This window comes from Streptomyces sp. NPDC051218 (assembly GCF_044455475.1).
In the GTDB taxonomy this organism is placed as follows: domain Bacteria; phylum Actinomycetota; class Actinomycetes; order Streptomycetales; family Streptomycetaceae; genus Streptomyces.
This window is the reverse complement of the sequence record NZ_JBITEU010000010.1, coordinates 126,553-150,223: the sequence shown is the minus strand read 5'-3', so window position 1 is coordinate 150,223 and position 23,671 is coordinate 126,553. Positions and strand designations below refer to the sequence as shown.

24 protein-coding genes are annotated in these 23,671 nt (G+C 70.7%); 9 read left to right on the top strand and 15 right to left on the bottom strand.

The genetic code is table 11. The features are described from left to right. Positions 1 to 54: 54 nt before the first annotated feature. A complete protein-coding gene (locus tag ACIBCK_RS28675; protein WP_399394854.1) occupies positions 55 to 897 on the bottom strand; it encodes a lysozyme in 843 nt (280 codons plus the stop codon). Positions 898 to 1,176: 279 nt separating this feature from the next. Here ACIBCK_RS28675 and ACIBCK_RS28670 point away from each other — a divergent pair, with 279 nt between their 5' ends. Beyond that, on the top strand, positions 1,177 to 1,689 hold the full coding sequence (locus ACIBCK_RS28670; RefSeq protein WP_399394852.1) for a MarR family winged helix-turn-helix transcriptional regulator: 513 nt from the start codon (positions 1,177 to 1,179) through the stop codon (positions 1,687 to 1,689). 150 nt (positions 1,690 to 1,839) lie between these two features. Here the strand turns inward: ACIBCK_RS28670 and ACIBCK_RS28665 are convergent, their stop codons facing one another. Next, complete coding sequence (locus ACIBCK_RS28665; RefSeq protein WP_399394851.1) at positions 1,840 to 2,685, bottom strand: hypothetical protein; 846 nt, start codon at positions 2,683 to 2,685, stop codon at positions 1,840 to 1,842. Between the two features lie 356 nt (positions 2,686 to 3,041). On the opposite strand from ACIBCK_RS28665, the gene ACIBCK_RS28660 reads away from it, so the two are divergent. Genes ACIBCK_RS28660 through ACIBCK_RS28640 form a run of 5 tightly spaced genes read left to right on the top strand, consistent with a single transcriptional unit; the run spans position 3,042 to position 8,638 of the window. Then, positions 3,042 to 5,819, top strand: coding sequence for a nitrate- and nitrite sensing domain-containing protein (locus tag ACIBCK_RS28660; RefSeq protein WP_399394849.1), 2,778 nt, complete (start codon positions 3,042 to 3,044; stop codon positions 5,817 to 5,819). 8 nt (positions 5,820 to 5,827) lie between these two features. After that, positions 5,828 to 6,361 (top strand): roadblock/LC7 domain-containing protein, encoded by a 534-nt coding sequence (locus ACIBCK_RS28655; protein ID WP_399394847.1) that lies wholly within the window; start codon positions 5,828 to 5,830, stop codon positions 6,359 to 6,361. Then, positions 6,358 to 6,759 carry a DUF742 domain-containing protein gene (locus ACIBCK_RS28650; RefSeq protein WP_399394845.1) on the top strand — a complete coding sequence of 134 codons (402 nt, stop codon included), beginning with the start codon at positions 6,358 to 6,360 and terminating at the stop codon, positions 6,757 to 6,759. Before ACIBCK_RS28655 ends, ACIBCK_RS28650 begins: the two co-directional genes overlap by 4 nt. Next, positions 6,740 to 7,369 carry a GTP-binding protein gene (locus ACIBCK_RS28645; protein WP_399394843.1) on the top strand — a complete coding sequence of 210 codons (630 nt, stop codon included), beginning with the start codon at positions 6,740 to 6,742 and terminating at the stop codon, positions 7,367 to 7,369. Before ACIBCK_RS28650 ends, ACIBCK_RS28645 begins: the two co-directional genes overlap by 20 nt. A 33-nt stretch (positions 7,370 to 7,402) precedes the next feature. Continuing rightward, the gene (locus tag ACIBCK_RS28640) at positions 7,403 to 8,638 is read left to right on the top strand and encodes a styrene monooxygenase/indole monooxygenase family protein (protein ID WP_399394842.1); all 1,236 of its coding nucleotides are present in this window, start codon (positions 7,403 to 7,405) and stop codon (positions 8,636 to 8,638) included. Between the two features lie 99 nt (positions 8,639 to 8,737). On the opposite strand, the gene ACIBCK_RS28635 is transcribed toward ACIBCK_RS28640, so the two are convergent. The 4 genes from ACIBCK_RS28635 to ACIBCK_RS28620 all read right to left on the bottom strand — a co-directional run bounded on the left by ACIBCK_RS28635 (position 8,738) and on the right by ACIBCK_RS28620 (position 12,087). Next, positions 8,738 to 9,898: an NlpC/P60 family protein gene (locus tag ACIBCK_RS28635; RefSeq protein ID WP_399394840.1), complete on the bottom strand. Its 1,161-nt coding sequence runs from the start codon at positions 9,896 to 9,898 to the stop codon at positions 8,738 to 8,740. 150 nt (positions 9,899 to 10,048) lie between these two features. After that, entirely contained in the window at positions 10,049 to 10,327 is a 279-nt protein-coding gene (locus ACIBCK_RS28630) for a hypothetical protein (protein ID WP_399394838.1), read from the bottom strand. A 33-nt stretch (positions 10,328 to 10,360) separates the two neighbouring features. Beyond that, entirely contained in the window at positions 10,361 to 11,089 is a 729-nt protein-coding gene (locus ACIBCK_RS28625) for a TetR/AcrR family transcriptional regulator (protein ID WP_399394836.1), read from the bottom strand. A gap of 59 nt (positions 11,090 to 11,148) precedes the next feature. After that, entirely contained in the window at positions 11,149 to 12,087 is a 939-nt protein-coding gene (locus ACIBCK_RS28620; RefSeq protein WP_399394834.1) for a diiron oxygenase, read from the bottom strand. Positions 12,088 to 12,272: 185 nt separating this feature from the next. Between ACIBCK_RS28620 and ACIBCK_RS28615 the strand changes: the two genes are divergently transcribed. Then, positions 12,273 to 13,379: a ferritin-like domain-containing protein gene (locus ACIBCK_RS28615; RefSeq protein ID WP_399394832.1), complete on the top strand. Its 1,107-nt coding sequence runs from the start codon at positions 12,273 to 12,275 to the stop codon at positions 13,377 to 13,379. A gap of 37 nt (positions 13,380 to 13,416) precedes the next feature. Here ACIBCK_RS28615 and ACIBCK_RS28610 read toward each other — a convergent pair whose 3' ends face one another. From ACIBCK_RS28610 to ACIBCK_RS28580, 7 genes are all read right to left on the bottom strand, one after another. Beyond that, complete coding sequence (locus ACIBCK_RS28610) at positions 13,417 to 14,877, bottom strand: penicillin-binding transpeptidase domain-containing protein (RefSeq protein ID WP_399394830.1); 1,461 nt, start codon at positions 14,875 to 14,877, stop codon at positions 13,417 to 13,419. Then, on the bottom strand, positions 14,874 to 16,238 hold the full coding sequence (locus ACIBCK_RS28605) for an FtsW/RodA/SpoVE family cell cycle protein (protein ID WP_399394828.1): 1,365 nt from the start codon (positions 16,236 to 16,238) through the stop codon (positions 14,874 to 14,876). The genes ACIBCK_RS28610 and ACIBCK_RS28605 overlap by 4 nt, the downstream gene beginning before the upstream one ends. A 63-nt stretch (positions 16,239 to 16,301) precedes the next feature. Next, positions 16,302 to 16,664, bottom strand: coding sequence for an SH3 domain-containing protein (locus tag ACIBCK_RS28600; RefSeq protein WP_399394826.1), 363 nt, complete (start codon positions 16,662 to 16,664; stop codon positions 16,302 to 16,304). A gap of 130 nt (positions 16,665 to 16,794) precedes the next feature. Further along, a complete protein-coding gene (locus ACIBCK_RS28595; protein ID WP_399394824.1) occupies positions 16,795 to 18,096 on the bottom strand; it encodes an ATP-binding protein in 1,302 nt (433 codons plus the stop codon). After that, positions 18,093 to 18,854: a hypothetical protein gene (locus tag ACIBCK_RS28590; protein ID WP_399394822.1), complete on the bottom strand. Its 762-nt coding sequence runs from the start codon at positions 18,852 to 18,854 to the stop codon at positions 18,093 to 18,095. The genes ACIBCK_RS28595 and ACIBCK_RS28590 overlap by 4 nt, the downstream gene beginning before the upstream one ends. Positions 18,855 to 18,955: 101 nt before the next feature. Further along, positions 18,956 to 19,546 (bottom strand): class F sortase, encoded by a 591-nt coding sequence (locus ACIBCK_RS28585; protein WP_399395314.1) that lies wholly within the window; start codon positions 19,544 to 19,546, stop codon positions 18,956 to 18,958. Positions 19,547 to 19,660: 114 nt separating this feature from the next. After that, positions 19,661 to 20,008 carry a hypothetical protein gene (locus tag ACIBCK_RS28580; protein ID WP_399394820.1) on the bottom strand — a complete coding sequence of 116 codons (348 nt, stop codon included), beginning with the start codon at positions 20,006 to 20,008 and terminating at the stop codon, positions 19,661 to 19,663. 264 nt (positions 20,009 to 20,272) lie between these two features. Between ACIBCK_RS28580 and ACIBCK_RS28575 the strand changes: the two genes are divergently transcribed. Further along, positions 20,273 to 21,079: a nuclease-related domain-containing protein gene (locus ACIBCK_RS28575; protein ID WP_399394819.1), complete on the top strand. Its 807-nt coding sequence runs from the start codon at positions 20,273 to 20,275 to the stop codon at positions 21,077 to 21,079. Positions 21,080 to 21,130: 51 nt separating this feature from the next. Here the strand turns inward: ACIBCK_RS28575 and ACIBCK_RS28570 are convergent, their stop codons facing one another. Both ACIBCK_RS28570 and ligD read right to left on the bottom strand, forming a co-directional pair. Continuing rightward, a complete protein-coding gene (locus ACIBCK_RS28570; RefSeq protein ID WP_399394817.1) occupies positions 21,131 to 21,559 on the bottom strand; it encodes a nuclear transport factor 2 family protein in 429 nt (142 codons plus the stop codon). A gap of 127 nt (positions 21,560 to 21,686) precedes the next feature. Then, positions 21,687 to 22,574, bottom strand: a complete 888-nt coding sequence (ligD, locus tag ACIBCK_RS28565) for a non-homologous end-joining DNA ligase (protein WP_399394815.1) — start codon at positions 22,572 to 22,574, stop codon at positions 21,687 to 21,689. Positions 22,575 to 22,643: 69 nt separating this feature from the next. On the opposite strand from ligD, the gene ACIBCK_RS28560 reads away from it, so the two are divergent. Continuing rightward, positions 22,644 to 23,624, top strand: coding sequence for a Ku protein (locus ACIBCK_RS28560; RefSeq protein WP_399394813.1), 981 nt, complete (start codon positions 22,644 to 22,646; stop codon positions 23,622 to 23,624). Positions 23,625 to 23,671 lie beyond the last annotated feature (47 nt).

The following is a 23,671-nucleotide window of genomic DNA, read 5'->3' as shown; positions in this document are numbered from 1 at the left end:
GCAGGCCCGGGGCCCCGCGAGGGGTCCCGGGCCCGTGTGCCGGATGGCGCGGACTCAGCCGTTGGCGAGCGCCACGACCCGGTCCAGGGCGCCGTTGAACTTGTTGTGGTCCCCGACCGTCGGGCCGGTCGAGGTGTACTGCCACATCGTCTGGACGCCCCAGCCCGCGGGCAGCTCACCCGGCGATGTGTTGTAACGCGCGATCCACAGCGGGTTGTTGGCGGCGAAGCCGCCGTAGTTGCCGGTGCACTGCTTCCACCAGCTGGTGGCCGTGTAGATCACCGCGTGCCGCCCGGTGCGCGCCTTGTACTGGTTCAGGAAGTCACGGATCCAGGTGACCATCGCGGACTGTGACTTGCCGAAGCAGGCCGCCCCGTACGGATTCCACTCGATGTCGAGCGCGCCCGGCAGCGTCTTGCCGTCGCGGGACCAGCCGCCGCCGTTGTCCACGAAGTAGTTGGCCTGGGTGGCGCCGCTCGTGGTGTCGGGCGTGGCGAAGTGGTAGGCGCCGCGGATCATGCCCACGTTGTACGAACCGTTGTACTGCTGGGCGAAGTACGGGTTCTTGTAGTACGTGCCCTCGGTGGCCTTCACGTAGGACCACTTCACGCCGCTGTTCCAGAGCGTCGCCCAGGCGACGTTGCCCTGATGGCTGCTGACGTCGACGCCTTCGGTCTGTACGGCGTCGCCGCCGCGCGGCAGACTGCCCTGCCCGTCGTGCTCGATGACGCCCTGGCCCATCCGGGCGGAGCCGCGGGCCGGTGTGTCATCGCCGCCGGCGGCCTGTGCGGCGCCGGGCAGCGTGAGGAGGAGGGAGAGGGCGGAGAGGACTGAGAGCAGGACTGCGGCCGCTGACCAGCGGGAGCGGCGGGGCGTTCCGGGTCTGTGCACGGGCATGTGCGTGCCTCCGTAGGCCTCGGGTGAGCTCGATGGAGCTCGTGGGGGGACCTGTCGACAGGTTCGTGGTGTGAACATGTCATCTACGACGCTACGCACGTAGACCCGAGGCTGGGAAGAGGGTTCGGTCTCTGCCGTTGGTCTACTCCAGCGGCGGTGTCCTCGGCGTGACCCGTCGAGGCGTTGCGAAATACTGGGCGAGCTGCGGCGATGGGCCGACGCGGACCTCTGCCGCCGTGCGGGGCGGAAAGTTTTCATGATCCGGAAAGAAAGCGTGCCATGGGTGCTGGAGCTGAAGTGCACGAGGGCGAGAACGACGGGGGAGTCGACGTGAACGGGGGAGTCGACGTGAACAGGGGTGTCGACCGTGAGTTCCTCTCCCTGGAGCGCGAGTTGACGCTGCTGCTGCGCCGGGCACGTGCCTCGTCCGGGGAGATGGCGCGCCAGGTCCACCCCGACCTGGAGCCCGCCGCATACGGACTCCTGGTGTGCCTCGACGACTCGGGCCCGCAGCGGGCCACGGAGCTCGCCGCGTACATCGGCGTCGGCAAGGCGACGATGAGCCGCCAGCTGCGGGCGCTGGAGGAGCTCGGGCTCGTCGCCCGCGAGCCCGATCCCGCCGACGGGCGGGCGTGGTTGGTGCACCTCACGGAGGAGGGCGGCGCCCGGTTCCGTACGGTGCGGGCGGGGCGGCGTGAGCGGTACGTGCGGAAGCTGGCCGGGTGGGACCGCACGGAGGTGGCGGAGCTTGCCCGCTTGCTGCGGCAGCTGAACGAGTCCCCGGAGTCTTGAGGGGCGGGGCGTTGTCGGGGGGCGCGATTCTGTCTGCGGGTGGGTTGTGGTTGCTCGCGCAGTTCCCCGCGCCCCTTGGGGGGCGTCTGTCCTCTGCCATCTGCGGGTTGGGTGTGGTTGCTCGCGCCGTTCCTCGCGCCCCTTTCGGGGCTACAGCTCCGCGTAGACGACCGCCGCGTCGTCATGCCGCTTGCCCCGCGGGAATCCCGTGCCGTCCGGGTCCGCTCGCTCCAGCTCCCGCACCCGGTCCACCAGGCGCTGCGGGCCGTCCTTCCGCAGTAGCGCGAAGCACTCCGCCCAGTCGCCCTGCCGGAACGTCTCGACCCAGCGCCCGACCCCGTCCGTCAGGGCCGCCACCGCCGACACCTCGGCGCGCGGCCGGGTTCCGGTGACCGCCCGCTCCGCCGCCGAAGGGTCCGCGGCGGCGGTGAAGAAGCCGTCCTCCGCGTTCCGCAGGGCCTCGACGGCGGCGCCGTACGCGCGGCCTGCCTCCTCGCGCTCGGCGGAGCCCCGCGGCAGCGCGCGCACCGCGTCGCGCATCGCGCGGATCGTCGGCGGCAGTTGCGCGAGGCGCTCGTCGAGCACCGGCGTGACCAGACCGTCCGGGCCCGCCATCAGGAGCGCCGAGTCGGACAGGACGAGGTGCTCGACCCGTTCCTCGTCCCAACGCACCAGAATCACGGTCGCCTGAGGCGTACGCGGGTGAGAAAGGTCACAAGTTTGACAATGCGCCTCCGCGGTGCGCACGATCGCCGCCGCGAGGATCTCAGAGAGTGTCATATCCCGCCGTGAAACGGACAGTTCCCCCAGTGCGCCCCCGAGTCGCGCCGTGAACCAAGGGACGGAATGCAGACAGCCGTCGTCTCCGACCGGTGGAGTCACCCCGTCCAGAAGGACGAGCGATCCGCCTTGTCCGGCCGCGGGAAGAATCACCGCGGCATAGTCCTCGTTGGGGCGTGCGGGGTCGCCGGGCTCGGTGGCGAGTTCGATACGCATCCGGCCAGTCTGCACGAGGCCTTCACAAGGTCATCCGGAGGTCGCGGAGAGCCGGGGGTTGGCCCGGACCAGCAGGTCAGACGCCGGATTTCAGTCGGAATGATCGCTTCCAGCGGCGTGTGGCGGCGCATCCTGCCAAAGCCTGCGTTCGACGTCCAACCGGCGCACCGTGACCGGGACTTTCGGCCCCGGCCGTGACTTGCTCGCCAACTCCCCGCCGATGTTCACTCCTTCGGGTGGCCAGGCATGTGATGCACGACTGCCACCCATCGGCACTGGAAGGGTCTGGAGCCGTACCGGGGGGCGCGTGTGTTGACGGATCGTCACCCGGGCCCATGGGCAGACGGAAAACAAGAATGCGAGCACCGGTGCAGAAGATGCGGCCTGGGCGCAAGGGCAAGCAGACGGCTTCCGAAGGGGCCACGCCGGGCGCGACCACCCCTACAGAGCGCCCGCCCGAGCCCACAGCGGGAGAGACCTCCGAGCCCGCGGCGGGGGAGCACACCGCCCCCGCGGTGACGTCTCCTGAGGGCTCGAAGCCCGCGAAGCCCGTGAAGTCGGTCAACTCCAAGCCCACCGCGCGCGTACGCAATCGGCTGATCGTCGCCGTCGCGGTGGTGGCCGCCGCCATCGCCGGGGCCGGGGCGCCCGCCATCGTCGCCGCGTCCGGGCAACTGAACGACGCACAGCAACTGGTGACCCTCGCCGAGCGCACCCAGGACGCCGTCTCCCTCGGCCACTCGCTGGCCGACGAGCGCGACGAGGTCACCTCGTTCATCGCGGCGGGCCGCCCGCAGGGCAAGGGGCTCTCCGAGAGCCGCAGCGCCCGCGTGGACCGCCAGATCGAGGAGCTGCGCACGGCCGACGCCCCGGCCGGACTGCTGTCGGACCTCGCCGACATCGGCGCTGTGCGCAGAGCGGCGCTCACCGGCAAGAGCACCGCTCTGCAAGCCCACACGGCGTACTCGAACGTCATCACCGAACTGCACGGCCTGACCCGCGAACTCGCCGAGAAGACCCCGCCACGCGCGGGCTCCGGCGCCTACGCCCTCGCGGACCTGGACCACGCCGTCGAACAGGCGGCGAGCGCCCGCGGCCTGCTCCTCGCCACCCTCGCCGTCCCGCGCTCCACGGAGACCAGCACCACCGTCGACCCCGTCACCGGCCTCCCCACCACGGTGGTCGACGAGTCCCCCGCCGCCGGCAAGAGCCGCGACGCCCTCAGCGCCGCCGCCCAGCAGGCCCACACCCGCGCGGAGGCGGCCCTCGCCGACTTCCGGGACGCGGCCACGGACGGCGCCCGCACTACGTACGAATCGGCCGTCACGGGCCATGAGGTGACGACGGCCGAGAAGTACCTCTCCCGCCTCACCGACCAGCCCAAGCTCTCCACCACCGAGCTCGGCTACGACCGCAAGAAGCTCGACACCGCGCTCTCGGCCCGCATCGAGATGATGCGCGGCGCCGAGTCCGCGCTCACGGTGCAGCGCACCAAGGACCTCGCCGGGCTGCGCGACGACGACGTGACGGCCCTGGAGATCCGCGTCGCGCTCATCGGCGTCACGCTGCTCGTCGCGGTCGGCGTCTCCATGGCGATGGCCCGCAGCCTGACCCGCCCGCTCGCCGTCCTGCGCATCGGCTCGGGCCGCCTCGCCCACGAGCCCGCGCCCCAGGAGCCGATCCGCTTCACGGGCCGCGACGACGAGTTCGCCCAGGTCGTACGGTCCGTCAACGCGCTGCACGAGCACGCGGCCGCCCTCACCGAGCGCCTCACCACGCTCGAAGCGGACCGCAAGCACCTCATCGGGCAGCGCCGGTCCATGGCCGACGAGCGCGAGACCCTGCGCACCGAACTGGCCGAGGCCGCCGCCCACTTGGAGCGCGTACGCCAGTCCATCCACGGCACGTTCGTCAATCTGGCCCTGCGCACCCTCGGCCTGGTCGAGCGGCAGCTCGCCGTCATCGAGAACCTCGAGGACCGCGAGCAGGACCCCGACCGTCTCGCCACGCTCTTCAAGCTCGACCACTTCGCCACGGTCATGCGCCGCCACAGCGAGAACCTCCTGGTCCTCGCCGGCGCCGAGCACGGCCACCAGCACCCCGGCCCGGTCCCGCTGGTCGACGTCGTACGGGCCGCCGTCTCCGAGATCGAGCGGTACGAGCGGGTGCGCATCGCCACGCTGCCGCCGCACGCGCATGTCGCGGGCTTCGCCGCGGACGACATCAGCCACCTGGTCGCCGAACTCCTGGAGAACGCGACCTCGTTCTCGCCGCCGGACGCCTCCGTCGAGGTCTCCGGCTGGCTCCTGGAGAGCGGCGAGGTCATGCTCTCCGTTCAGGACGAGGGCATAGGGGTAACCGAGGACCGTATGGAGGAGCTCAACTCCCGCCTCGCGGACTTCCGTCCCGACGACGCGTACGACCAAGAGAGCGGGGACGGGCTCGGGCTCGGCCTCTACGTCGTGGCCCGGCTCGCCGCGCGGCACGGGGCCCGGGTCCGGCTGCGTGAGCAGAAGCAGGGCGGTGTCGCGGCGGTCGTCGTCCTGCCGAAGTCGATCCTCGCCGCGGCGCCCGCGGTACCGGCGCCGCCGGTCGGTGTGCCGGTGGCCGGCGGGGCGCCTGCCCTGCACCTGCCGGGCTCGGAGGCCGAGGCCAACTCCAACGTGCTGCCGGGCCGCTCGGCGCTGACCGCTGCCGCGGGGGGCGACGAGGATCCGCTGATCGCAGCCGCGGAGCACGCCGTGCGGGAGGCGGAGTCTGAATCTGAGCCCGCGGCTTCGCCTGAAACGACTCTGGAGCTGACCCCTCCGGAAGCCCCCGAGGAGCCCGAAGCGGAGGCACAGCAGGACGGCCCTGAGCCGGAGGCCGCCCCCGACCCTGCCCCTGCCCCCAAGTGGGAGCGCGTCACCGACAAGGGCCTCCCCAAGCGCACGCCGAAGATCACCGCGCCCGAGCCGACCGTGCCCAAGGCGCGCGGCTCCGTCGACGCCGAAGCGCTGCGCAAGCGGCTCGGGGGATTCCATCAGGGAGCCATCAGCGGCCGCCGCGACGTAGAGGCCGAGCTGACCGAACGTAACGAACGCAGTGAAGAGACCGAAAACATGGGGGACACAGTCGAGGAGGCAAGTAGTTGACTGCGCCCATGCGCTCGCCCAGTTCTTCCACCGGCAGTAAATCCACCGGCAGCTCCACCGCCGGCGGCACCTCCGCCGCGTTCGGACTGAGCAGCGAAGCCCGCAACCTGCACTGGCTGCTGACGAACCTCGTCGAGGAGGTGCCAGGGCTGCTCTCGGTCGCCGTGGTCTCCTCCGACGGTCTGCTCCTGCTCTCCTCCGACCCCGCCCGGAACAACGAGGAGGCGGTCGACAACAGTTCGGGACCCAGAGGTTCCAGCGCGGACCTCGCCACCATCGTGTCCGGCCTCGGTTCCCTGTGCATCGGCGCCGCCAAGCTGATGGACGCGGGACCGGTCAAGCAGACCGTCGTCGCGATGGAGGAGGGCAGCCTCTTCGTCATGTCGATCAGCGACGGCTCACTGCTCGGCGTGCACGCCACCCCGGACTGCGACATGAGCGTCGTCGCGTACCACATGGCGCTCTTCGTCGGCCGCGCCGGGCATGTCCTCACCCCCGAACTCCGCAGCGAGCTGCGCCAGTCGATGGAGAGCGTCCGATGAGCAAGCCCGGGAAGCTGCCGCAGCGCGGCGGCGATCGCAAACCCGCCCGCGTACGGCCGTACTCCCTCACCGGCGGCCGCACCCGCTTCGGCCACGTCCTGCTCGTCGAGACGTTCGTCGCCGCCCTCGAAGCCCCCGAGGAGCGCCGCGAGCTGCCGCAGGGCAACGCCATCGCCCGAGTGATGCCGGAGATGCGGGCCATCGTCGAGATCTGCCGCCGTATGCGTACGGTCGCGGAGATCGCCGCGCTGTTGAAGATGCCGCTCGGTGTGGTCCGCGTACTGCTCAGCGACCTCGCAGACCAGGGAAAGATCCGCGTGTACGGAACGGGCCACGGCCCGGGACAGCCGGACCGCGCACTGCTCGAAAGGGTGCTCAGTGGACTCCGCCGTCTCTGAAATCCGGCACCCGGGCCCCGACCCGGACGAGAACCTCCAGGCCTGGCAGACGGACCGCACCCGCGCCCCGATCGCGACGAAGATCGTGGTGGCGGGCGGTTTCGGCGTCGGCAAGACGACCCTGGTCACCGCGGTCTCCGAGATCACGCCCCTCCAGACGGAGGCGCTGATGACGCAGGCGAGCGAGGACACGGACGACCTCACGTCGACCCCGGACAAGACCACGACCACGGTCGCCATGGACTTCGGCCGGATCACGCTCGACGACGACCTCGTGCTCTACCTCTTCGGTACGCCGGGGCAGCAGCGCTTCTGGTTCATGTGGGACGACCTGGTGCGCGGCGCGATCGGCGCGGTCGTCCTCGCCGACACCCGCCGTCTGTCCGACTGCTTCCCGGCGCTCGACTACTTCGAGAGCTGCGGGCTTCCGTACATCGTGGCCGTCAACCACTTCGACGGCACCGAGGAGTTCGAGTCCTCGGACGTCCGTGAGGCGCTGACGATCCCGCCGCACATACCGGTGCTGATCATGGACGCGAGGCAGCGGATCTCGGTGATCGAGTCGCTGCTCTCGCTGGTGGGCCACGCCCTCGCAGCAACCCCTGAATAGTTCTTGCATTGACCCCGTAGGAGAAGTTGCCGCATGCGGAAGATACTCGTCGTCGGAGCCGGTCAGGCCGGGCTCCAGATCGCCCTCGGACTCCAGTCGCAGGGGTACGAGGTCACCCTGATGTCCAACCGCACGGCGGACGAGGTCCGGTCCGGCCGTGTGATGTCCACGCAGTGCATGTTCCACACGGCGCTGCAGCACGAGCGCGACCTCCAGCTGAACTTCTGGGAGTCGCAGGCCCCGAAGATCGAGGGCGTCGGCGTCTCGGTCGCCGGGCCCGACTCCTCCCGCGTCATCGACTGGGTCGGCAAGCTGGACGGCTTCGCCCAGTCCGTCGACCAGCGCGTGAAGATGGCGGGCTGGATGGAGACGTTCGCGCAGCGGGGCGGCCAGCTGGTCATCCACGGCGCTGCGGTCTCGGACCTCGACTTCTTCTCCCGCACGTACGACCTGGTGCTCGTCTCCGCGGGCAAGGGCGAACTGGTCTCGATGTTCGAGCGGGACGCCTCGCGCTCCCCGTACGACACCGCGCAGCGCGCGCTGGCCGTCGCGTACGTCCACGGCATGGGTCCGCGTCCCGAGCACCCCGAGTTCGACGCGGTGCGGTGCAACCTCGTGCCGGGTGTGGGTGAACTCTTCGTCATGCCGACCCTCACCACGTCCGGGCGCGCGGACATCCTGTTCTGGGAGGGCGTGCCGGGCGGCCCGCTGGACGTCTTCCAGGGCGTCAAGGATCCCTCCGAGCACCTCGCGCTGACCCTCGAACTCCTGGAGAAGTACACCCCGTGGGAGTACGCGCGGGCAACGAAGGTCGAACTCACGGACGCGGGCGGCACGCTGTCCGGCCGCTATGCCCCGACGGTCCGCAAGCCGATCGGCCGCCTGCCGGGCGGCGGCCTGGTCCTCGGCGTCGCCGACGTAGTGGTGGCCAACGACCCGATCACGGGCCAGGGCTCCAACTCGGCCTCCAAGTGCGCCGCTTCGTACCTCTCCTCGATCCTCTCGCACGGCGACAAGCCGTTCGACGAGGAGTGGATGCAGACCACGTTCGACCGGTACTGGGACACGGCTCAGCACGTCACCAAGTGGACGAACGCGATGCTGTCCCCGCCGCCGGAGCACGTCCTGAACCTGATCGGCGCCGCGGGCCAGCTCCAGCCGGCCGCGGACCGCTTCGCGAACGGCTTCAACGACCCGTCGGACTTCGAGAACTTCTTCTACGAGCCGGAGAAGACGGGCGCATACCTGGGTTCACTCACCGACGCCTGACAGCCGCTGGTCCGGCACTCTCCCGCGGACCCGGTCCTCGCGGTCAGCCGCGCGCCCCGGGGCGTGTGTCCCGGGGCGCGTGCCCCCGGGCGCCCGGCCCTACCCCCGCGGCGCCCCCGCCGCCCCGTACCCCGTGTCGCCGCCGTTCAGGGCCCCGCGCGGCAGCTTCGGTGGCTCGTAGCCCTTCATGGGCTTTGCCGAGGGGTCGGGGCGTACCGCTCCCCGCACGGGGTTCGCGGCGATGGGGGAGACCTTGACCTTGGCACCCGGGCGCGGGGCCTGGATCACCATGCCGTCGCCCAGGTACAGCGCCACATGCGTGGCCTTGGGGAAGTAGACGATCAGGTCGCCCGGCCGCAGCTTGCGCAGCGAGACCCGGCGCAGCTGCGCCCACTGCTCCTGCGACGTGCGGGGGATCTCCTTTCCCGCCTTGGCCCATGCCTGCGAGGTAAGACCCGAGCAGTCGAAGGCCTTGGGGCCCTCGGCGCCCCACTTGTACGGCTTGCCGATCTGCCGCACGGCGTAGGAGAGCGCCTTGTCCCCTCGCCGGGACGGCGGCCGGGTCGGCGCGGCGGAGCCCTGGGACCCGCTCAGGGAGCCCGACTTCAGGAACTTCTGCTGGGACTCGGCCATGCCCTCCTGCTCCGCCCGCGCCAGGTCCTCCAGTTGTTCCGCGCTCAGGGAGGCGAGCAGTTCCTCGACCTCCTTCAACTGGCCCTTGACCGTGTCCCGCGCTTCCTTCTGGCGTGCGGCGAGGGCGAGTTGGGTCTCCAGGGCTTTCTCCGCCTCGGACGCCAGATCGGATGCCTTCTTCTCGCCGCCGACCAGTCGGCCCACCGTCGCGGCGCGCTCCGCCGACGCCCGGCCGATCACATGCCCCTGATCGAGGGCCTGCTGCGGGTTGCGGGCCAGCAGGAGATGTACGTAGGGGGAGATGTTCGTTCTGCCCTGGTACTGCTGGCGCGCGAAGCGGCCCGCCGCGCCACGGCTCTCGCGCACCGAGGTCCGTGCGCGGGTCAGGTGGCCGTTGAGGCGCTTGACCTCCGCGCGCTGCTCCTTCAGCTTCTCCGCGGTCGCGTTGTACGTCTCCGTCGACTCCTCGGCCTTCCGGTACAGCTCCTGAAGGTCCGTCAGGAGATCGGACACCGAGCGCTCCCCGGCGCCGTCGGGCCCCGGGACGGCGTACGCCGGGTAGGCGGGCGTGAGCAGCGCCCCGACCGCGGCACCCGTACCGACCCATCGCAGCAACCTGCCTGACATGCCATCACCTCCGGCGCGCGGCGGCGGTTCCGCCCCGCACCGTGAGCATCAGGTGCCCCGGAGCTGCCCGCCTCCGGAAGGTGCGCGGGTTGGCGCAATGCGGTCACTCGTCCAGGGTCCCACGGCGCGGCACCCTTGCGGAGGAGACGCTCAGGCCGCCCCGCCCGGCTTCGACCAGGGCCACTTCAAGCCGGGCCCGGCCTTGTCGCCCTCGGGGTCGTACTCGTACGTCCAGCCCTGGTGCAGGCCGAGCCGCTTGCCCCCGGCCTTGGCCACCCGGCGGTACACGAGCACGGTCGGCGGGCCCCCCGCCTCGTCCGGCACGGGGACGCGGTACACCTTCGGGGGGTGGCCGGTCGGGCCGAGCAGGATGGGCAGGACGCGGCCGTCCAGGGGGCCACCCACGAAGGGGGTGTCTTCGCTCTTCACCCGGCCAGTGTCACAGCAGCCGCCCGCCGCGCGTCACAGCAGGTGCGCCGCGTCGCTCACCACGGGAAGCACCCGCCGGGCGAGCGAGCCCGCGGGTCCCTCCGACGTCTCCATGGTCAGCGCGACCCGTACCGCCTCCGCGGTCTGCGGGTCGCGGCCCGCGGAGGCCACCAGGACCGCCATGAACTGCTCGACCAGCCAGTCCCGCAACTCGTCGAGCGGCGGCTGCTTCTCCTCGTCGAGCCAGATCAGGGACGCCGCCTCAACGGAGGTGATCCACATCCGCACGGTCATCCGCAGCCGCGGACCCGTGGCGCCCACGACCTCCAGGTGGGCCAGGATGTGCTCGGCGGCCGTCCTGCGCACCTCGTCCACGATGGCCGTGGTCCGCGAGGTCTCCACGACGCTGCCGCCCTGGAGCAGCGCGCTGAACCCCGCGTCGTGCTGGTCGACGAAGGCGAGGTAGCGGTCGAGGGCGTTCGCCAGGCGCTGGGTGAGCGGACCCTCCGGAGGCTCGGCGAAGCACTGCTCCAGCTCGTCGGCGGCGGAGCGCAGCGCGGCCTCGTACAACTGCTGCTTGCCGCCCGGGAAGTAGCGGTAGACGAGCGGCCGGGAGACGCCGGCCGCCTCCGCGACGTCGTCGAGGGAGACCTCGTCGGGTGCGCGCACCGCGAAGAGGGACAGGGCGGCCTCCTTGAGCTGCCGCTGCCGCTCTTCGACACTGAGGCGCCGGTACGCGCGGGTGGGAGCAGGCGAGGTCATGCCTCGCAGCGTAACCGCCCTTTCGAACAAGCGCCCAGGAACCCCGCGTACCCTCTTCGCTACGCCAGCAGGCCCGAGCTCTTCCACAGCCGCCGTCCCGCGCCCCGCAGCACCCCGATGTCGTCCAGGAAGTCGGTAAGACGCTTGGCTCCCGTCTGCATGATCTCGCGGCGGTGCGCGCTCGCCTTGACCTGGGCCATGGCCTCGCGCTTGTCCAGGCCGACGTTCGTGTAGACATCGGGGTTGATGAAGGCGATGGAGAAGACGCGGGCGAACTCGCCGGAGGTGAGGCGGGTGAACTCCTGGGACCAGCGCGGCGCCGTCACCATCTGGCGCCGCAGCTCCTCACGGGCGTACCGCACATGGCGCGCCTCCTCCACGACGTGGATCCGCGTGACGCCGCGCACCAGCGTCTGGACGCGCTCGTCCGGGAACGTCAGGCGCTGCATCCAGTCGAGGATCTCCTCGCCGAGCAGCGTCGCCGTGAACGAACCGGGCGTCGTGGAGATGGTCTTGAAGAGCCGGCCGAGGTTCCGGTGCACGGTGCTGACCGGGTAGTACGGGGTGTCCCCGCGCGTGATCAGGCGCGCGAACATCTTCGAGTGCCGGCACTCGTCCTCGATCTCGGTCAGGGCATAGCGCACGTGCGCGCTCGTCGCCGGCTTGTCGTAGACGTGCCGTACGAGCAGCTGCATCAGGATCAGCTCGAACCAGATGCCGAGCGAGGCGAGCGCGGCGGCCTCGTGCTGGGAGAGCGCGATGCGCTGCTCCTCGCTCATCCGCCGCCACATCGGCGTGCCGTACAGGGAGAGCAGCTCCGGGGGCCAGAACCACTTGCCCTCCTCGAAGGGTGCCTCCCAGTCCAGCTCCTTGTCGGGGTCGAAGGAGTGCTTGGCGGAGGAGTCGAGCAGCCGCTCGGCCACCTGCTCCCGGTCCTTGAGCGCTCCGAGCGCGTCCCGCAGCCCTTCGATCGCCGCGTCCTGCGTGCTGATCGTCATGACTCTGCCCCTGCCTCGTCGTCACAGTTACCGGCGGTCACGACTTATGAGACTGCCTGTCAGCAAGGGCGTCAATCCCTTGCGCACGACTTGTTGACCCGACGTCTACGACCGTGTGAGCCTGCCAACTACCAATCAGTACAAGCGATTACGGAGCGTCCCAGGTCAATTCTTAGGAGCCGTCAGTGTCCACGCACGAGCTGTACACGAACCCCCCGGACCAGACCATCTGGCAGATACCGGCGAACGGCGCGGCCCGCTTCAGCTGGGAGTACGACGAGGGCCGTGCCCGGCTGCTCGCCCTCTACCAGAAGGGCAAGGACAAGCAGTGGGACGGGGCCAAGCGCATCGCCTGGGACCTGGAGGTCGACCCGTACGACCCCCTGGGCACCCCCGACGAGTCCCTCTCCCTCTACGGCACCCGTCACTGGGCGAAGATGACGGAGCGGGACAAAGGCGAGCTGCGCAAGCACTACGCCTCCTGGCAGTTCAGCCAGTTCCTGCACGGTGAGCAGGGTGCGATGGTGTGCGCGGCGCGCATCGTGGAGTCCGTCCCCGACCTGGACGCCAAGTTCTACTCCGCGACCCAGACCATGGACGAGGCGCGGCACGCGGAGGTCTACGGCCGCTTCCTGCACGACAAGATCGGCATGCTCTACCCGATCAACGACAACCTCCAGTCGCTGCTCGGCGACACCCTGCGCGACTCCCGCTGGGACATGCCCTACCTCGGCATGCAGGTCCTGATCGAGGGGCTGGCCCTCGCCGCCTTCGGCATGATCCGCGACACGACGGACAAGCCGCTGCCCAAGCAGATCCTCGCGTACGTCATGCAGGACGAGGCCCGGCACGTGGCCTTCGGCCGCATGGCCCTGCGGGACTACTACAAACACCTCTCCGACGCGGAACTGCGCGAGCGCGAGGAATTCGTCATCGAGGGCTGCTACTTGATGCGCGACCGCCTGCGCGGCGTCGAGGTCCTGGAGAACTTCGGCATCCCGAAGGCGGAGGCCGAGGAATGCAGCGAGAACTCCGAATTCCTCGCCCTGTTCCGCCAGTTGCTCTTCAGCCGCATCGTCCCGTGCGTCAAGGACATCGGCCTGTGGGGCAAGCGCCTCCAGGAGGCGTACGTCGACATGGGCGTCTTCGACATGGGCAACGCCAACCTCGACCAACTGATGGCCCAGGACGAGGAGATCGCCGAAAAACTGGACGCGGAACGGTTCGCGGCGGAGGAGGGGGAGCGTGTGGCGGAGGTGGAGGACATGATCGCCGCGGGCGAAGGACAGTAGGGCCGCGGGCCCCGGCCGGGGCCCGTCGGTGATCTCCTCAGGACCCCCCGAGCACCGCCTCCATCACCGCCCTGGCGATCGGTGCCGCGCTGCCGCCGCCGCTGATGTCGCCCCGGTCCGCCGCCGCGTCCTCCACCACCACCGCTACCGCCACCGACGGTTGTGCCTCGCCGGATTTCTGGGCCCAGGAGATGAACCACGCGTACGGCGTACCGGAGTTGTCGATGCCGTGCTGGGCCGTGCCCGTCTTGCCGCCCACCGTCACGCCGGGGATCGCCGCGTTGCCGCCCGTGCCCTCCTTGACCACGTCGGTCATCATCTCCCGCAGCTGCATCGCCGTGGCCGGGTTCATCGCCTGGTGGAGGGAGTCGGTGCCGGTGTTGCGCACCACGTCGCCGTCGTCCGTCGTGGTCTCGTCCACCAGGTTCGGCGACTGCACCTGCCCGCCGTTGGCCACCGCCGCCGAGACCATCGCCATCTGCAGGGGCGTCGCCCTCGTGTCGTACTGGCCGATCGCGGAGAGTGCCAGCTGCGCCTTGTCCATCGAGGTGTCGAAGTTGCTCGCCGCCACCGACGACGGGATCTTCAGGCCGCTGTCGTTGAAGCCGAAGTTCCGTGCCGTGCCCAGCATGTCGTCCAGGCCGGTGTCCGCGCCCAGCTTGGCGAAGACCGTGTTGCAGGACCACTCGAAGGCGTAGCGGAGGGTCGCGTTCGTGCAGCCCTCGACCTCGTTCGTCAGCTCCGTGCTCGTGCCGGGCAGCGTGTAGGGGTTGGGGGACTTCGTGGCGGCGTCCAGGTCCGTGACCGTCCCTGCGTCCAGCGCCGCCGCCGCCGTCACCACCTTGAACGTCGAACCGGGCGGGTACGTCTGGCGGATCGCCCGGTTCAGCATGGGTTTGTCGGCGCTGCCGTTCAGCGCCGTCCAGGACTTCGCCACCGACCCGCTCGTGCCGGAGAGCCGCTCGGGATCGTACGAGGGGGTGCTGACCAGGGCGAGGATCTTCCCGGTCGACGGCTCGATCGCGGCGACCGCGCCCTTCTTGCCGTCGAGCCCGGCGTACGCGGCCTGCTGCGCCGCCGCCTTGATGGTGGTCCGCACCATGCCGCCGGGGTTCTGCGCCCGGCTGACGTCGTTCCACAGGGGGAGCGGGGCGAGCATCGGGTCGGTGCCGGAGAGGATGTCGTCCTCGGCGTTCTCCACGAGGGTCGTGCCGTAGACCTGCGAGGCGTATCCGGTCACCGGGGCGTACAACGGCCCGTTCCTGTACGTCCGTTCGTAGCGGAGCTGCTCCCCGGTGTCCTTGGAGCCGGTGACCGCGCGGCCGTCGACCAGGATGTCGCCGCGCGGTTGCCCGAAGCGGACGATGGCCTGGCGGCGGTTGGCGGGGTTGTCGTCGAAGTGCTCGGCCTGGACGACCTGGACGCGGGTCGCGTTCACGAGCAGGGCGATCAGGAGCAGCGCACAGAACGCGGCGGCATGCCGGATGTACCGGGTCATGTGTCCTCCCCTGGGGGCCCGACCGGCTGGCTGCGCGCCGAGTCGCTGACCCGGATGAGCAGCGCCACGATGATCCAGTTGGTGACGACCGACGAACCGCCCTGCGCGAGGAACGGCATCGCCATGCCGGTCAGCGGGATCAGCCCGCTCACCCCGCCCGCGATCACGAACACCTGGAGCGCGACGATCGAGGCGAGCCCGACCGCGAGCAGCCGCCCGAACGCGTCCCGCAGCGCGAGCCCCGCCCGGAAGCCGCGCTCCACCAGCAGTGCGTACAACAAGAAGATCGCGGCGAGGCCCGCGAGGCCCAGCTCCTCGCCCGCCGTCGCCAGGATGAAGTCGGATTTGGCGGCGAAGCCGATGAGGATGGAGTGCCCGAGCCCGAGCCCGGTCCCGAGCATCCCGCCGGCCGCGAACGCGAAGAGGGACTGGGCGAGTTGGTTCGGCCCCTCACCCGCGTCGATGGAGGCGAAGGGGTGCAGCCAGTCCTCGACGCGGCTGTGCACGTGGGGTTCGAGCGAGCCGACGGTGTACGCCCCGATCCCGGCGAGCACCAGGCCGACCGCGATCCAGCCGGTGCGCCCCGTCGCGACGTACAGCAGGATCACGAAGAGGCCGAAGAAGAGCAGCGAGGTGCCGAGGTCCCGTTCGAGGACCAGGACCCCGACGCTCAGGAGCCAGATCGCGACGATCGGGCCGAGCACACGCCCGGTCGGCAGCTGGAGCTTCGTCAGCTTCCAGACCGTACGGCCGGTGTAGGCGAGGGCGTTGCGGTTGGCGGAGAGATAGCTGGCGAAGAAGATCGCGAGCAGGATCTTGGCGAACTCACCGGGCTGGATGGAGAATCCGCCGATCCGGATCCAGATCCGGGCGCCGTTCACGGCCGGGAAGAAGATCGGCACGATCATCAGGACCAGCGCGGCGACGACGCAGATGTACGCGTACCGCTGGAGCACCCGGTGGTCGCGCAGGAAGACCACGACGCCGATGAAGAGCGCCACGCCGACGGTGGACCAGATGAGTTGCGTGGGCGCCGCCTCGTCGCCGGGGGTCTCCAGGTCGAGCCGGTAGATCAGGACGAGACCCAGGCCGTTGAGGAGCACCGCGATCGGCAGGAGCAGCGGATCGGCGAAGGGCGCGCGGAAGCGGACCGCGAGGTGCGCCACGAGCGCGAGCACGCCGAGCCCGGCGCCGTAACCGGCGGCGCCGGGCGGGACGGTGCCGTTCTTGGCGAGGCCGACGTCGCAGTAGCCGTAGACCGAGAGCAGGACGGCCACGACGATCAGGGCGACCTCGGTGCCACGGCGCCGGGGCACGCGAACAGCGGGAACGGAAGGGGGCGCCGCTGCTGTTCGGGTCATGCCCGGAACGTAGCAAGCGATAGGCCCCAATGTCCGTTTATGTCACCGTGCGCTTGTGGTGCGTCAGCACCAGCGCGGCGCGGTCCCGATGTTCGAGATGTAGTGCGCGGCGCCCCACGCCCAGGTGCCGTTGGTGAGCAGGTACCAGCGGTTGTTGCCGGACACATGGTCACCGGTCGTCTTGCAGTAGATCGAGACGACCTTGCCGTACGGAACGCTGCGGATCACCTTGCTGCCCCGGTGCGGGGAGGTGCGCAGCAGCAGTCCGCCCTTGGCGATGACGCGGCCCTTGTAGACGCGCGGGTGACTGTTGGTGTCGCTGTCGCCGGCCGCGACGGCCGGGCCGGTGAGGGTGAGGGCGGCGAGCGCGCTGCCGGCGGCCAGTATGCCGAGCCGGGCGGTGGCGGAGGTGGGCCGAAGGGACACGGGGACTCCTCTGGGGACGAGGGCGGATGTGATGCGGCCTCAGGCCCCGGGAACGAGGGGCATAGGCCGCAATTCACACTAAAATCGGCACGACGGGCGCGCAAAAGGTCACACGGCGTCAAACCGCCCGTCAGACCGCCCCGTCGGCGCCCCTGGCACCGTTCCCCGCGCACTCCTCGTACGGCAGCGTCAGGGTCGCCACCGCGCCTCCGTCGGCCGCGTTGGTGAACGTGAGCTGCGCTCCGAGCACCGCCGTCTGGCCCAACGCGATCGTCAGACCGAGGCCGTGGCCCCTGGTCGTCCCCTCGGTGCGGAACCGCTGCGGCCCGTGTTCCACCAGGTAGTCGGGGTATCCGTCGCCGTGGTCGCGCACCGAGACCACGGGCCCGTCGACGGTCAGCACGATGGGCAGCCGCCCGTGCTTGTCCGCGTTGGCGATGAGATTCCCGAGCACCCGCTCAAGACGCCGCCGGTCGGTCTCCACACAGACATCGCGTACGACGACCAGCTCGGCATCAACTCCCGAACCCCGCACGGCGCGCTCGGCCAGTGGGGCGAGATGGTGGTCGTCCAGGTCCACGCGCTCGCTCTTCGCGTCGAGCCGGGAGATCTCCAGAAGGTCCTCGGTGAGGGTCCGCAGCGCGGCGACCCGGTCGCGCACCAGCTCGGTGGGGCGGCCCGGCGGCAGCAGCTCCGCCGCCGCGTGCAGACCCGTCAGCGGCGTACGCAGCTCGTGCGCCACGTCCGCGGTGAACCGCTGCTCGCTCTGGAGCTTGCCCTGCATCGAGGACGCCATCGTGTCGAGCGCCCCGGAGACCGCGGCCACCTCGTCCTGGTGGCGCGAGGGTTCACGGGTACGCGGGTCGTTCACGCGGGCGTCCAGGTCACCGGCGCTGATCCGGCGGGCCACCGTCGCCGTCTGGTGCAGACGCCGCGTCACGCGCGTCACGGAGAACGCCCCGAGCAGCAGCGTCGCCCCGATCGCGAGCACCGAGGAACCGAGGATCGCCCGGTCGAGTCCGTCGATGGTGCGGGCACCCTGGGCGTAGTCGACCCGGACGGCGATGGCACGCCGTCCCGCGGCGGGCCCCGCGGCCCACATCGTCGGCCTGGCGTCCTGCGCGGCGACCATCGTGCCGCGCTCCCCGTCCACCGCGAGCTCCCGCAGCTGTTCGGGAAGGCCCGGCGGATCGATCGCCGCGCCGGGACCGAGCTCGTCGCCCGCCTCGAACGCCGCGGTGGCGTCGTCGAGCCGGGTGAGGGCGTGCTCGCGCGCCTGGCCCACCGTCTGGTTGGTCACCGAGACGTGCACGAGCGCGCCGAGCAGCGCCGCGAGCGCGCAGCACATGACGGTGATGAAGACCGCGGCCTTCCACGTCAGGGTCGCCGTCCAGGAGGGGAGCCGCGGCCCGTGCGGCAGCCGGTGGCTCATCGGCTTTCGCTCGGGGTCGGGAGGGGGCGCGCGCTCGCCGCGGGCTCGGGCTTGCGCGACGGTTTCCTCTTCGGCGCGTTCGGGGAGCGCACGATCTCGTCGGTCGTCGGCAGCATGGTCTTCTGGTGGGAGTCCCAGGACCAGACGGTGCGGTACTCGTATCCCTGCATGCCGGAGACGGCCCGGACGATCACCTCATGACCGGCCAGCTCGACACCGAGCACCGCGTCCCCCATCTCCATGATCTGCGTCAGCTGCCGCTTCTCCACGGCGTAGGCGCGAATGTCCAGATTCTCGGCGTGCCCCTTGGCCAGCCGGATACCGACGATGAGGTCGTCCTTGCCGTCACCGGTGAGGTCCCGGTAGTAGGCGTTCAGGACGGGGCACTCGCCGTCGCCGCCCTCGCCATCACGGGTGTCGCACTTCGCCAGCTGCTCGGCCGTCTGTTTGTAGACCGCGTCCGAACGGCTGTACATCCCCGGATTCTCGTCGAAGTCCGCCTTGGCGACGGCCACCGGATTCGCCTTGCGCAGATCCCCGCCCGGTACGTCGACGCCCTTGACCGGCAGGCTCTCTATCGTGCCGTAGTCCTCGGCGGGCGCCGACGGGGGCGGCAGCTTCGGCCACAGACGCGTGGGCGCCTGGGCGTCGGGCGTGGATCCCGCCCCGCGCAGGCCGCCGGGGTCGCCGCAGCCGCCGGCCAGCAGGGCGGCGGACAGGACGAGGCCTGCGGTGAGCGCGAGACGGCTCCGGTGCACTGCACTCCTGCCTGCCGGTGGAGCGGGCCCGTGGGCTGCTCGGCTGCGGCGCGAGTTCGGTTGCGGCGCCGCGGAGTCCGGGTCCCGTTGCCCGGGGCCGGCTACGGCGCGAGGTCGGCGTAGAGAATGATGTTGTCGGTGCGGTGACCGTCCTTGATCGGCCCGCCACAGGTCAGCAGGCGCAGCTCGGGCCGGTCGGTCGCCCCATACACCTTATGGGTGGGGAAGTTCTTTTTGTCGACCTGCTCGATCTCGCGCACCTTGAACGTCGCGGTACTCCCGTCCGCTCGCGGCACCTCGATCGTGTCCCCCATTCTCACCTTCGCCACGTTCTTCATCAGCGCGGGCCCCTGCGCGGTGTCGTAGTGCGCGACCAGGACGGCCGCCCCCTTCTCGCCGGGGGTCACACCACCGGTCCACCAGCCCGGCTCGTCCGCCTTGTCCACGGGCGGCACTTCGAGCGCGTCGTCCGCGCCCACGCCGAGGTCGAGCATCGACTTCGCGTCGACGCCGGCCGCCGGTATCCGCAGGCCCGTCGGCCGGGACTTGTCCATCGGGGCGTTCGGCTCGGCCGCCGGTGATGCCGTGGCGTTGTTGACCTTGACGTCGGGCGCGGGGTCCTTGCCGGAGCCCTGGCCGCAGGCGATCAGGCCGATGCCGAGGGCGACGGTCAGCGCGGCGGCCGCGGCGATGCGGGTGGTGTGGCGGCGCTTTACGGGGGCGGGCTCCGGGGCGGGGGCGGGCGCGGGGGCTTGTTCGGTGGGGGTGCTCACGGCGGCTCCTGCGGGGTGCGTGGGGGAGGGGGCTCAGGCGTCGGTGCGGCCGCGGCGCAGCATCGCGTACCCGAGACCGGCCGCACCGCCCGCCGCCATGGCGCCACCGACGGCGATGAACACCGGGTCGCCGCTGTGGAACCCCTCGGTGCCGGCCTTGACCCCGCCTTCGGGGGTGTGGGTGCCGGGGGCGGCCGGTGCCACCGTCCGCGTGCTCTCCGTGCTTTTCGTGCTCTCCGTGCTCTCCGTGCTCTCCGCCTGTGCGGGCGTGTCCGCGACGGCGGCCGCGGCGGGCATGAGGAGCGCGCCACCGACGACGGCGGTCACGGCGGCGGAACGGAGGAGGAGGGCGCGGGGGTGGGTGCGGTGGTGGCTGCTCATGGGGGGCGGTCCTTACGGCTGACGGTGACGGCTGACGGCTGGGGGGCGGAGGGGCGAGGGGATCGGAGGAGGCACCTATGAAGCTAGATGTCCGGCATTGCGGCAATTCGTCAGCTATGTAACAGCGAGCCATCACCGGGGAGGCGGCACGGAGTCGCCGCCGTGACGAGCGCCGCAACGGATGGCTCAACTTCCTTCCGCCTCGCCCAGGTTCTTGCCCAAGGCATGTCCTTGCTGCTCCCATGGTCCGTGGGGTGATGGTGCATGAGCGGACTGCGCGTCATACCGGCCTGGCGGCATGGACAGGAGAGGCTCTACGTCTGCCTCACGGACGGCAGAAGCGTGGCGTGGTACGAGAGGGAGTCGTCCCGCGTGAACCTGCTCGGCGAGGAGCACAGGGAAGCCGTGCTGCGCGCCCTCGCGCCCTTCCTGACCGGCGGCTACTCGATAGGCCCACCGCCGGTCCCCACCCCGGCCGAGCTGGCCCGCCTCGCGCTCCACCCGGACGATGACCTCGCCCCGAACCGCCCCGGCGAGGCACTCCTGATCGACCTCGACCGCGACCCGGCCCCCGCCCGCAGGCTGCGCACCGACCCGCGGCAACGGGCCCTCGCCGCCGAGCAGACCATCGCCGATGTGCTGGACGGCCTCGAAGGCGGCGGCTGGCACACCCTGCACTCGGTGCCGCTGCCGGGCGGCGCCCGTATCCACCACCTTCTGATCGGCCCCGGCGGCCTGTTCAGCGTGCACACCCTCGCCGCCCGCAAGCAGCGGGTATGCGTCGCCGACCCGATGGTCACGGTCGGCCGCGCGGACCCGCGTCCACTCCTGAGGGAGCTGCGCGCCGACGCCGACCGGGCCTCCTTCGCGCTGACCGCCGAGATCCACCCGGTCCTCGCCCTCTGCGGGGCGACGGGTCTGGACGTCACGGCGGCCCCGCCGCGCGAGGTGCGGATCGTGCGCGACGGGGCGGTGTCGGCGCTCGCGAGCACCGGCGGCGTACTGAAACCGGCCGATGTCGAGGCGCTGCACGCGATGGCCCGCGACCGGCGTACGTGGCTGCGGGTCTGAGAGTCAGTCGGGGGGTCGGGGGGTCGGGGGCGGAGGATTACAGGTTGTGGATTACAGGTTGTCCCCCCAGCCCCCCTGGATCATGGTCTGGAACGCCCAGGCCCCGCCCCGCCTCAGCAGGATGTCGGCGTACCGCAGCTGCTGCGTCTCGCCGTTCGCGGTCATCACCGAGTCGGTGAAGACCACGGCCATGGCGGGGGAGAGGAAGACGGGCGTGCGCGTGGACTCGAAGGTGATGTCCTCGCTCCCGTCCCCCATCACATGCGTCATGGTCGCGACGAACTGTTCCCGGTCCCACTGCGCGGAGCGTCCGTCGCCCGCGGAGTCGTCGCTGACCAGGTTGAGCGGGAAGACGGCCAGGTCGGCCATGCGCTCCACATCGCGCCTTGCGCTGTGTGCGTCGTACTCGGCGAACCAGGCGGCGAGGCTCACGCGGTCCTCGTCGGTCGCGATGTATCCGGTCTCGGGCAGTACGGTCATGCGGGCTCCTGATCAAGTTTGACTACGTGGAGGAAGATATGCTCGATTCGGGTGGTAGTCAAACTTGATTAGACGTGACGCCGGTCACGTTCTGATTGTCGGTCACGCCCTGGCTGTCGATCGCGCTCTAACTGTGGGGGAGTGGCCGACCTCGCCCCGGGTCGGTGAGTGGGTCCAGCAGATCCCCGTGCCGCTGGAGGCGGGCGGCGATGTCGGCGGCCAGGAAGACCAGCTGTGCCGGGTCGTCGCACGCCTCGACTTCATCCCAGGTCACGGGGGTGGACACCGTCGGCTCCTGGCGGGCGCGCAGGGTGTAGGGGGTGGCGGTCGTCTTCGCCGCGGCGTTCTGGCTGAAATCGACGAAGACCTTGCCGGGGCGCAGGCTGCGGGTCATCCGATGGACGACGAGGTCGGGCAGCTCGGCCTCGGCTTCCTGGGCGAGTTTCTTCGCGTACGCGGTGACGTCCTCCGAGGGCGTCGGTTCCAGGGCGCAGAGCAGGTGCAGGCCCTTGGATCCCGAGGTCTTCGCATACGCGTGCAGGCCGTCGGCCCGGAGGCGCTCGCGCAGCCAGAGGCCTGCCCGGCAGCACTCGACGATGGTGGCGGGCTCGCCAGGATCCAGGTCGAGCACGAGCCGGTCGGCCATGGCCGGGGCGTCCTCCTGCCACTGCGGGGTGTGGAACTCGGTCACGAGGTTGCCCGCCCACATCAGCGAGGCCAGGTCGTTCACGACGATCTGCCGGGTGTCCCCGTCCGAGCGCGGCACGTCGGCGGTATGCACCCAGTCGGGGGTGCCCGGGGGCACGTTCTTGGCGAAGAAGCGCTGGCCGTCCGGCCCGTCCGGGAAGCGCAGAAAGGAGAGGGGGCGGTTGCGGAGATGGGGGAGAAGGGCCTCGGCCGTGCTGGCGTAGTAGTGCAGCATCTCGCCCTTGGTGAAGCCGGACGCGGAGTAGAGGACCTTGTCGAGATTGCTGAGGGAAAGCCGTCGCCCCTCCACCTCGGTGATCGGCGTCATACGATGAGACTCCCACGAATAGGGACGAACCACCCTGAAACGGTGCTCGGCTGCTGAGAGGTGCCTGACGTGCGATCCATATGGAACGGTGCGATCTCCTTCGGCTTGGTCAGCATCCCGATCAAGCTCATGAACGCCACCGAGAACCACTCGGTGTCCTTCCGGCAGATCCACGTGGAGGACGGCGGCCGGGTCCGCTACCGCAAGGTGTGCGAGCTGGAGGAGCGGGAGGTGACGTCCGCGGAGATCGGCAAGGGGTACGAGGACGCGGACGGCACGATCATCCCGATCACGGACGAGGATCTGGCCGCACTGCCGATCCCGACGGCCAAGACGATCGAGATCGTCGCCTTCGTGCCCGCGGACGCGGTCGATCCCATGCAGATGGACACGGCGTACTACTTGTCGGCCAATGGAGTGCCCGCGGCGAAGCCGTACACGCTCCTGCGGGAGGCGCTGAAGCGGAGCCGGAAGGTGGCGGTCGCCAGGTACGCGCTGCGGGGCCGGGAGCGGCTGGGGATGCTCAGGGTGGTGGACGACGTGATCGCGATGCACGGTCTGCTGTGGCCGGACGAGATCCGCTCCCCGGAGGACGCGGCTCCGGACGCCAGGGCCACGGTGCGGGACGCTGAGCTGGACTTGGCGGACGCCCTGATGGACACGCTGGGGGAGGTCGACGTCTCCACCCTCCACGACGACTACCGCGCGGCGGTGGAGCAACTCATCACCGCCAAGGCGGAGGGCACGCTCCCGACGGAGCCGGCTGCTGACGGGGACTCCGGCGGGGGCAAGGTGATCGACCTGATGGCGGCACTGGAGAAGAGCGTGCGCGCGGCTGCGGGGGGCGGGAGCGGGAGCGGGAACGGGGGCGGGGCGCCGGCGAAGGTGACCCCGCTGAAGCGGGGCGCCCACAAGCGGGCGGCGGCGAAGACGACGCCGAAGGAGGTCGGCGGCAAGAAGTCGACGGCGAAGAAGACGACGCAGGCGAAGAAGTCGACGACGAAGAAGCCGGCAGCAAAGAAGACAGCAAAGAAGCGAACGACGGCTTAGAGCGGGTGGGTGGCGGGTGCAAGGCCCGGCACCTGAAGCGTCCTCTC

Bases quoted from the DNA above. Each gene is read 5' to 3' on its own strand.
- ACIBCK_RS28650 (WP_399394845.1), top strand. From the start codon at position 6,358: ATGAGCAAGCCCGGGAAGCTGCCGCAGCGCGGCGGCGATCGCAAACCC.
- ACIBCK_RS28655 (WP_399394847.1), top strand. From the start codon at position 5,828: ATGCGCTCGCCCAGTTCTTCCACCGGCAGTAAATCCACCGGCAGCTCC.
- ACIBCK_RS28610 (WP_399394830.1), bottom strand. From the start codon at position 14,877: ATGACCCGGTACATCCGGCATGCCGCCGCGTTCTGTGCGCTGCTCCTG.
- ACIBCK_RS28670 (WP_399394852.1), top strand. From the start codon at position 1,177: ATGGGTGCTGGAGCTGAAGTGCACGAGGGCGAGAACGACGGGGGAGTC.
- ACIBCK_RS28575 (WP_399394819.1), top strand. From the start codon at position 20,273: ATGAGCGGACTGCGCGTCATACCGGCCTGGCGGCATGGACAGGAGAGG.
- ACIBCK_RS28570 (WP_399394817.1), bottom strand. From the start codon at position 21,559: ATGACCGTACTGCCCGAGACCGGATACATCGCGACCGACGAGGACCGC.
- ACIBCK_RS28580 (WP_399394820.1), bottom strand. From the start codon at position 20,008: ATGAGCAGCCACCACCGCACCCACCCCCGCGCCCTCCTCCTCCGTTCC.
- ACIBCK_RS28640 (WP_399394842.1), top strand. From the start codon at position 7,403: ATGCGGAAGATACTCGTCGTCGGAGCCGGTCAGGCCGGGCTCCAGATC.
- ACIBCK_RS28665 (WP_399394851.1), bottom strand. From the start codon at position 2,685: ATGCGTATCGAACTCGCCACCGAGCCCGGCGACCCCGCACGCCCCAAC.
- ACIBCK_RS28605 (WP_399394828.1), bottom strand. From the start codon at position 16,238: ATGACCCGAACAGCAGCGGCGCCCCCTTCCGTTCCCGCTGTTCGCGTG.
- ACIBCK_RS28625 (WP_399394836.1), bottom strand. From the start codon at position 11,089: ATGACCTCGCCTGCTCCCACCCGCGCGTACCGGCGCCTCAGTGTCGAA.
- ACIBCK_RS28675 (WP_399394854.1), bottom strand. From the start codon at position 897: ATGCCCGTGCACAGACCCGGAACGCCCCGCCGCTCCCGCTGGTCAGCG.
- ACIBCK_RS28635 (WP_399394840.1), bottom strand. From the start codon at position 9,898: ATGTCAGGCAGGTTGCTGCGATGGGTCGGTACGGGTGCCGCGGTCGGG.
- ACIBCK_RS28620 (WP_399394834.1), bottom strand. From the start codon at position 12,087: ATGACGATCAGCACGCAGGACGCGGCGATCGAAGGGCTGCGGGACGCG.
- ACIBCK_RS28595 (WP_399394824.1), bottom strand. From the start codon at position 18,096: ATGAGCCACCGGCTGCCGCACGGGCCGCGGCTCCCCTCCTGGACGGCG.
- ACIBCK_RS28660 (WP_399394849.1), top strand. From the start codon at position 3,042: ATGCGAGCACCGGTGCAGAAGATGCGGCCTGGGCGCAAGGGCAAGCAG.
- ligD (WP_399394815.1), bottom strand. From the start codon at position 22,574: ATGACGCCGATCACCGAGGTGGAGGGGCGACGGCTTTCCCTCAGCAAT.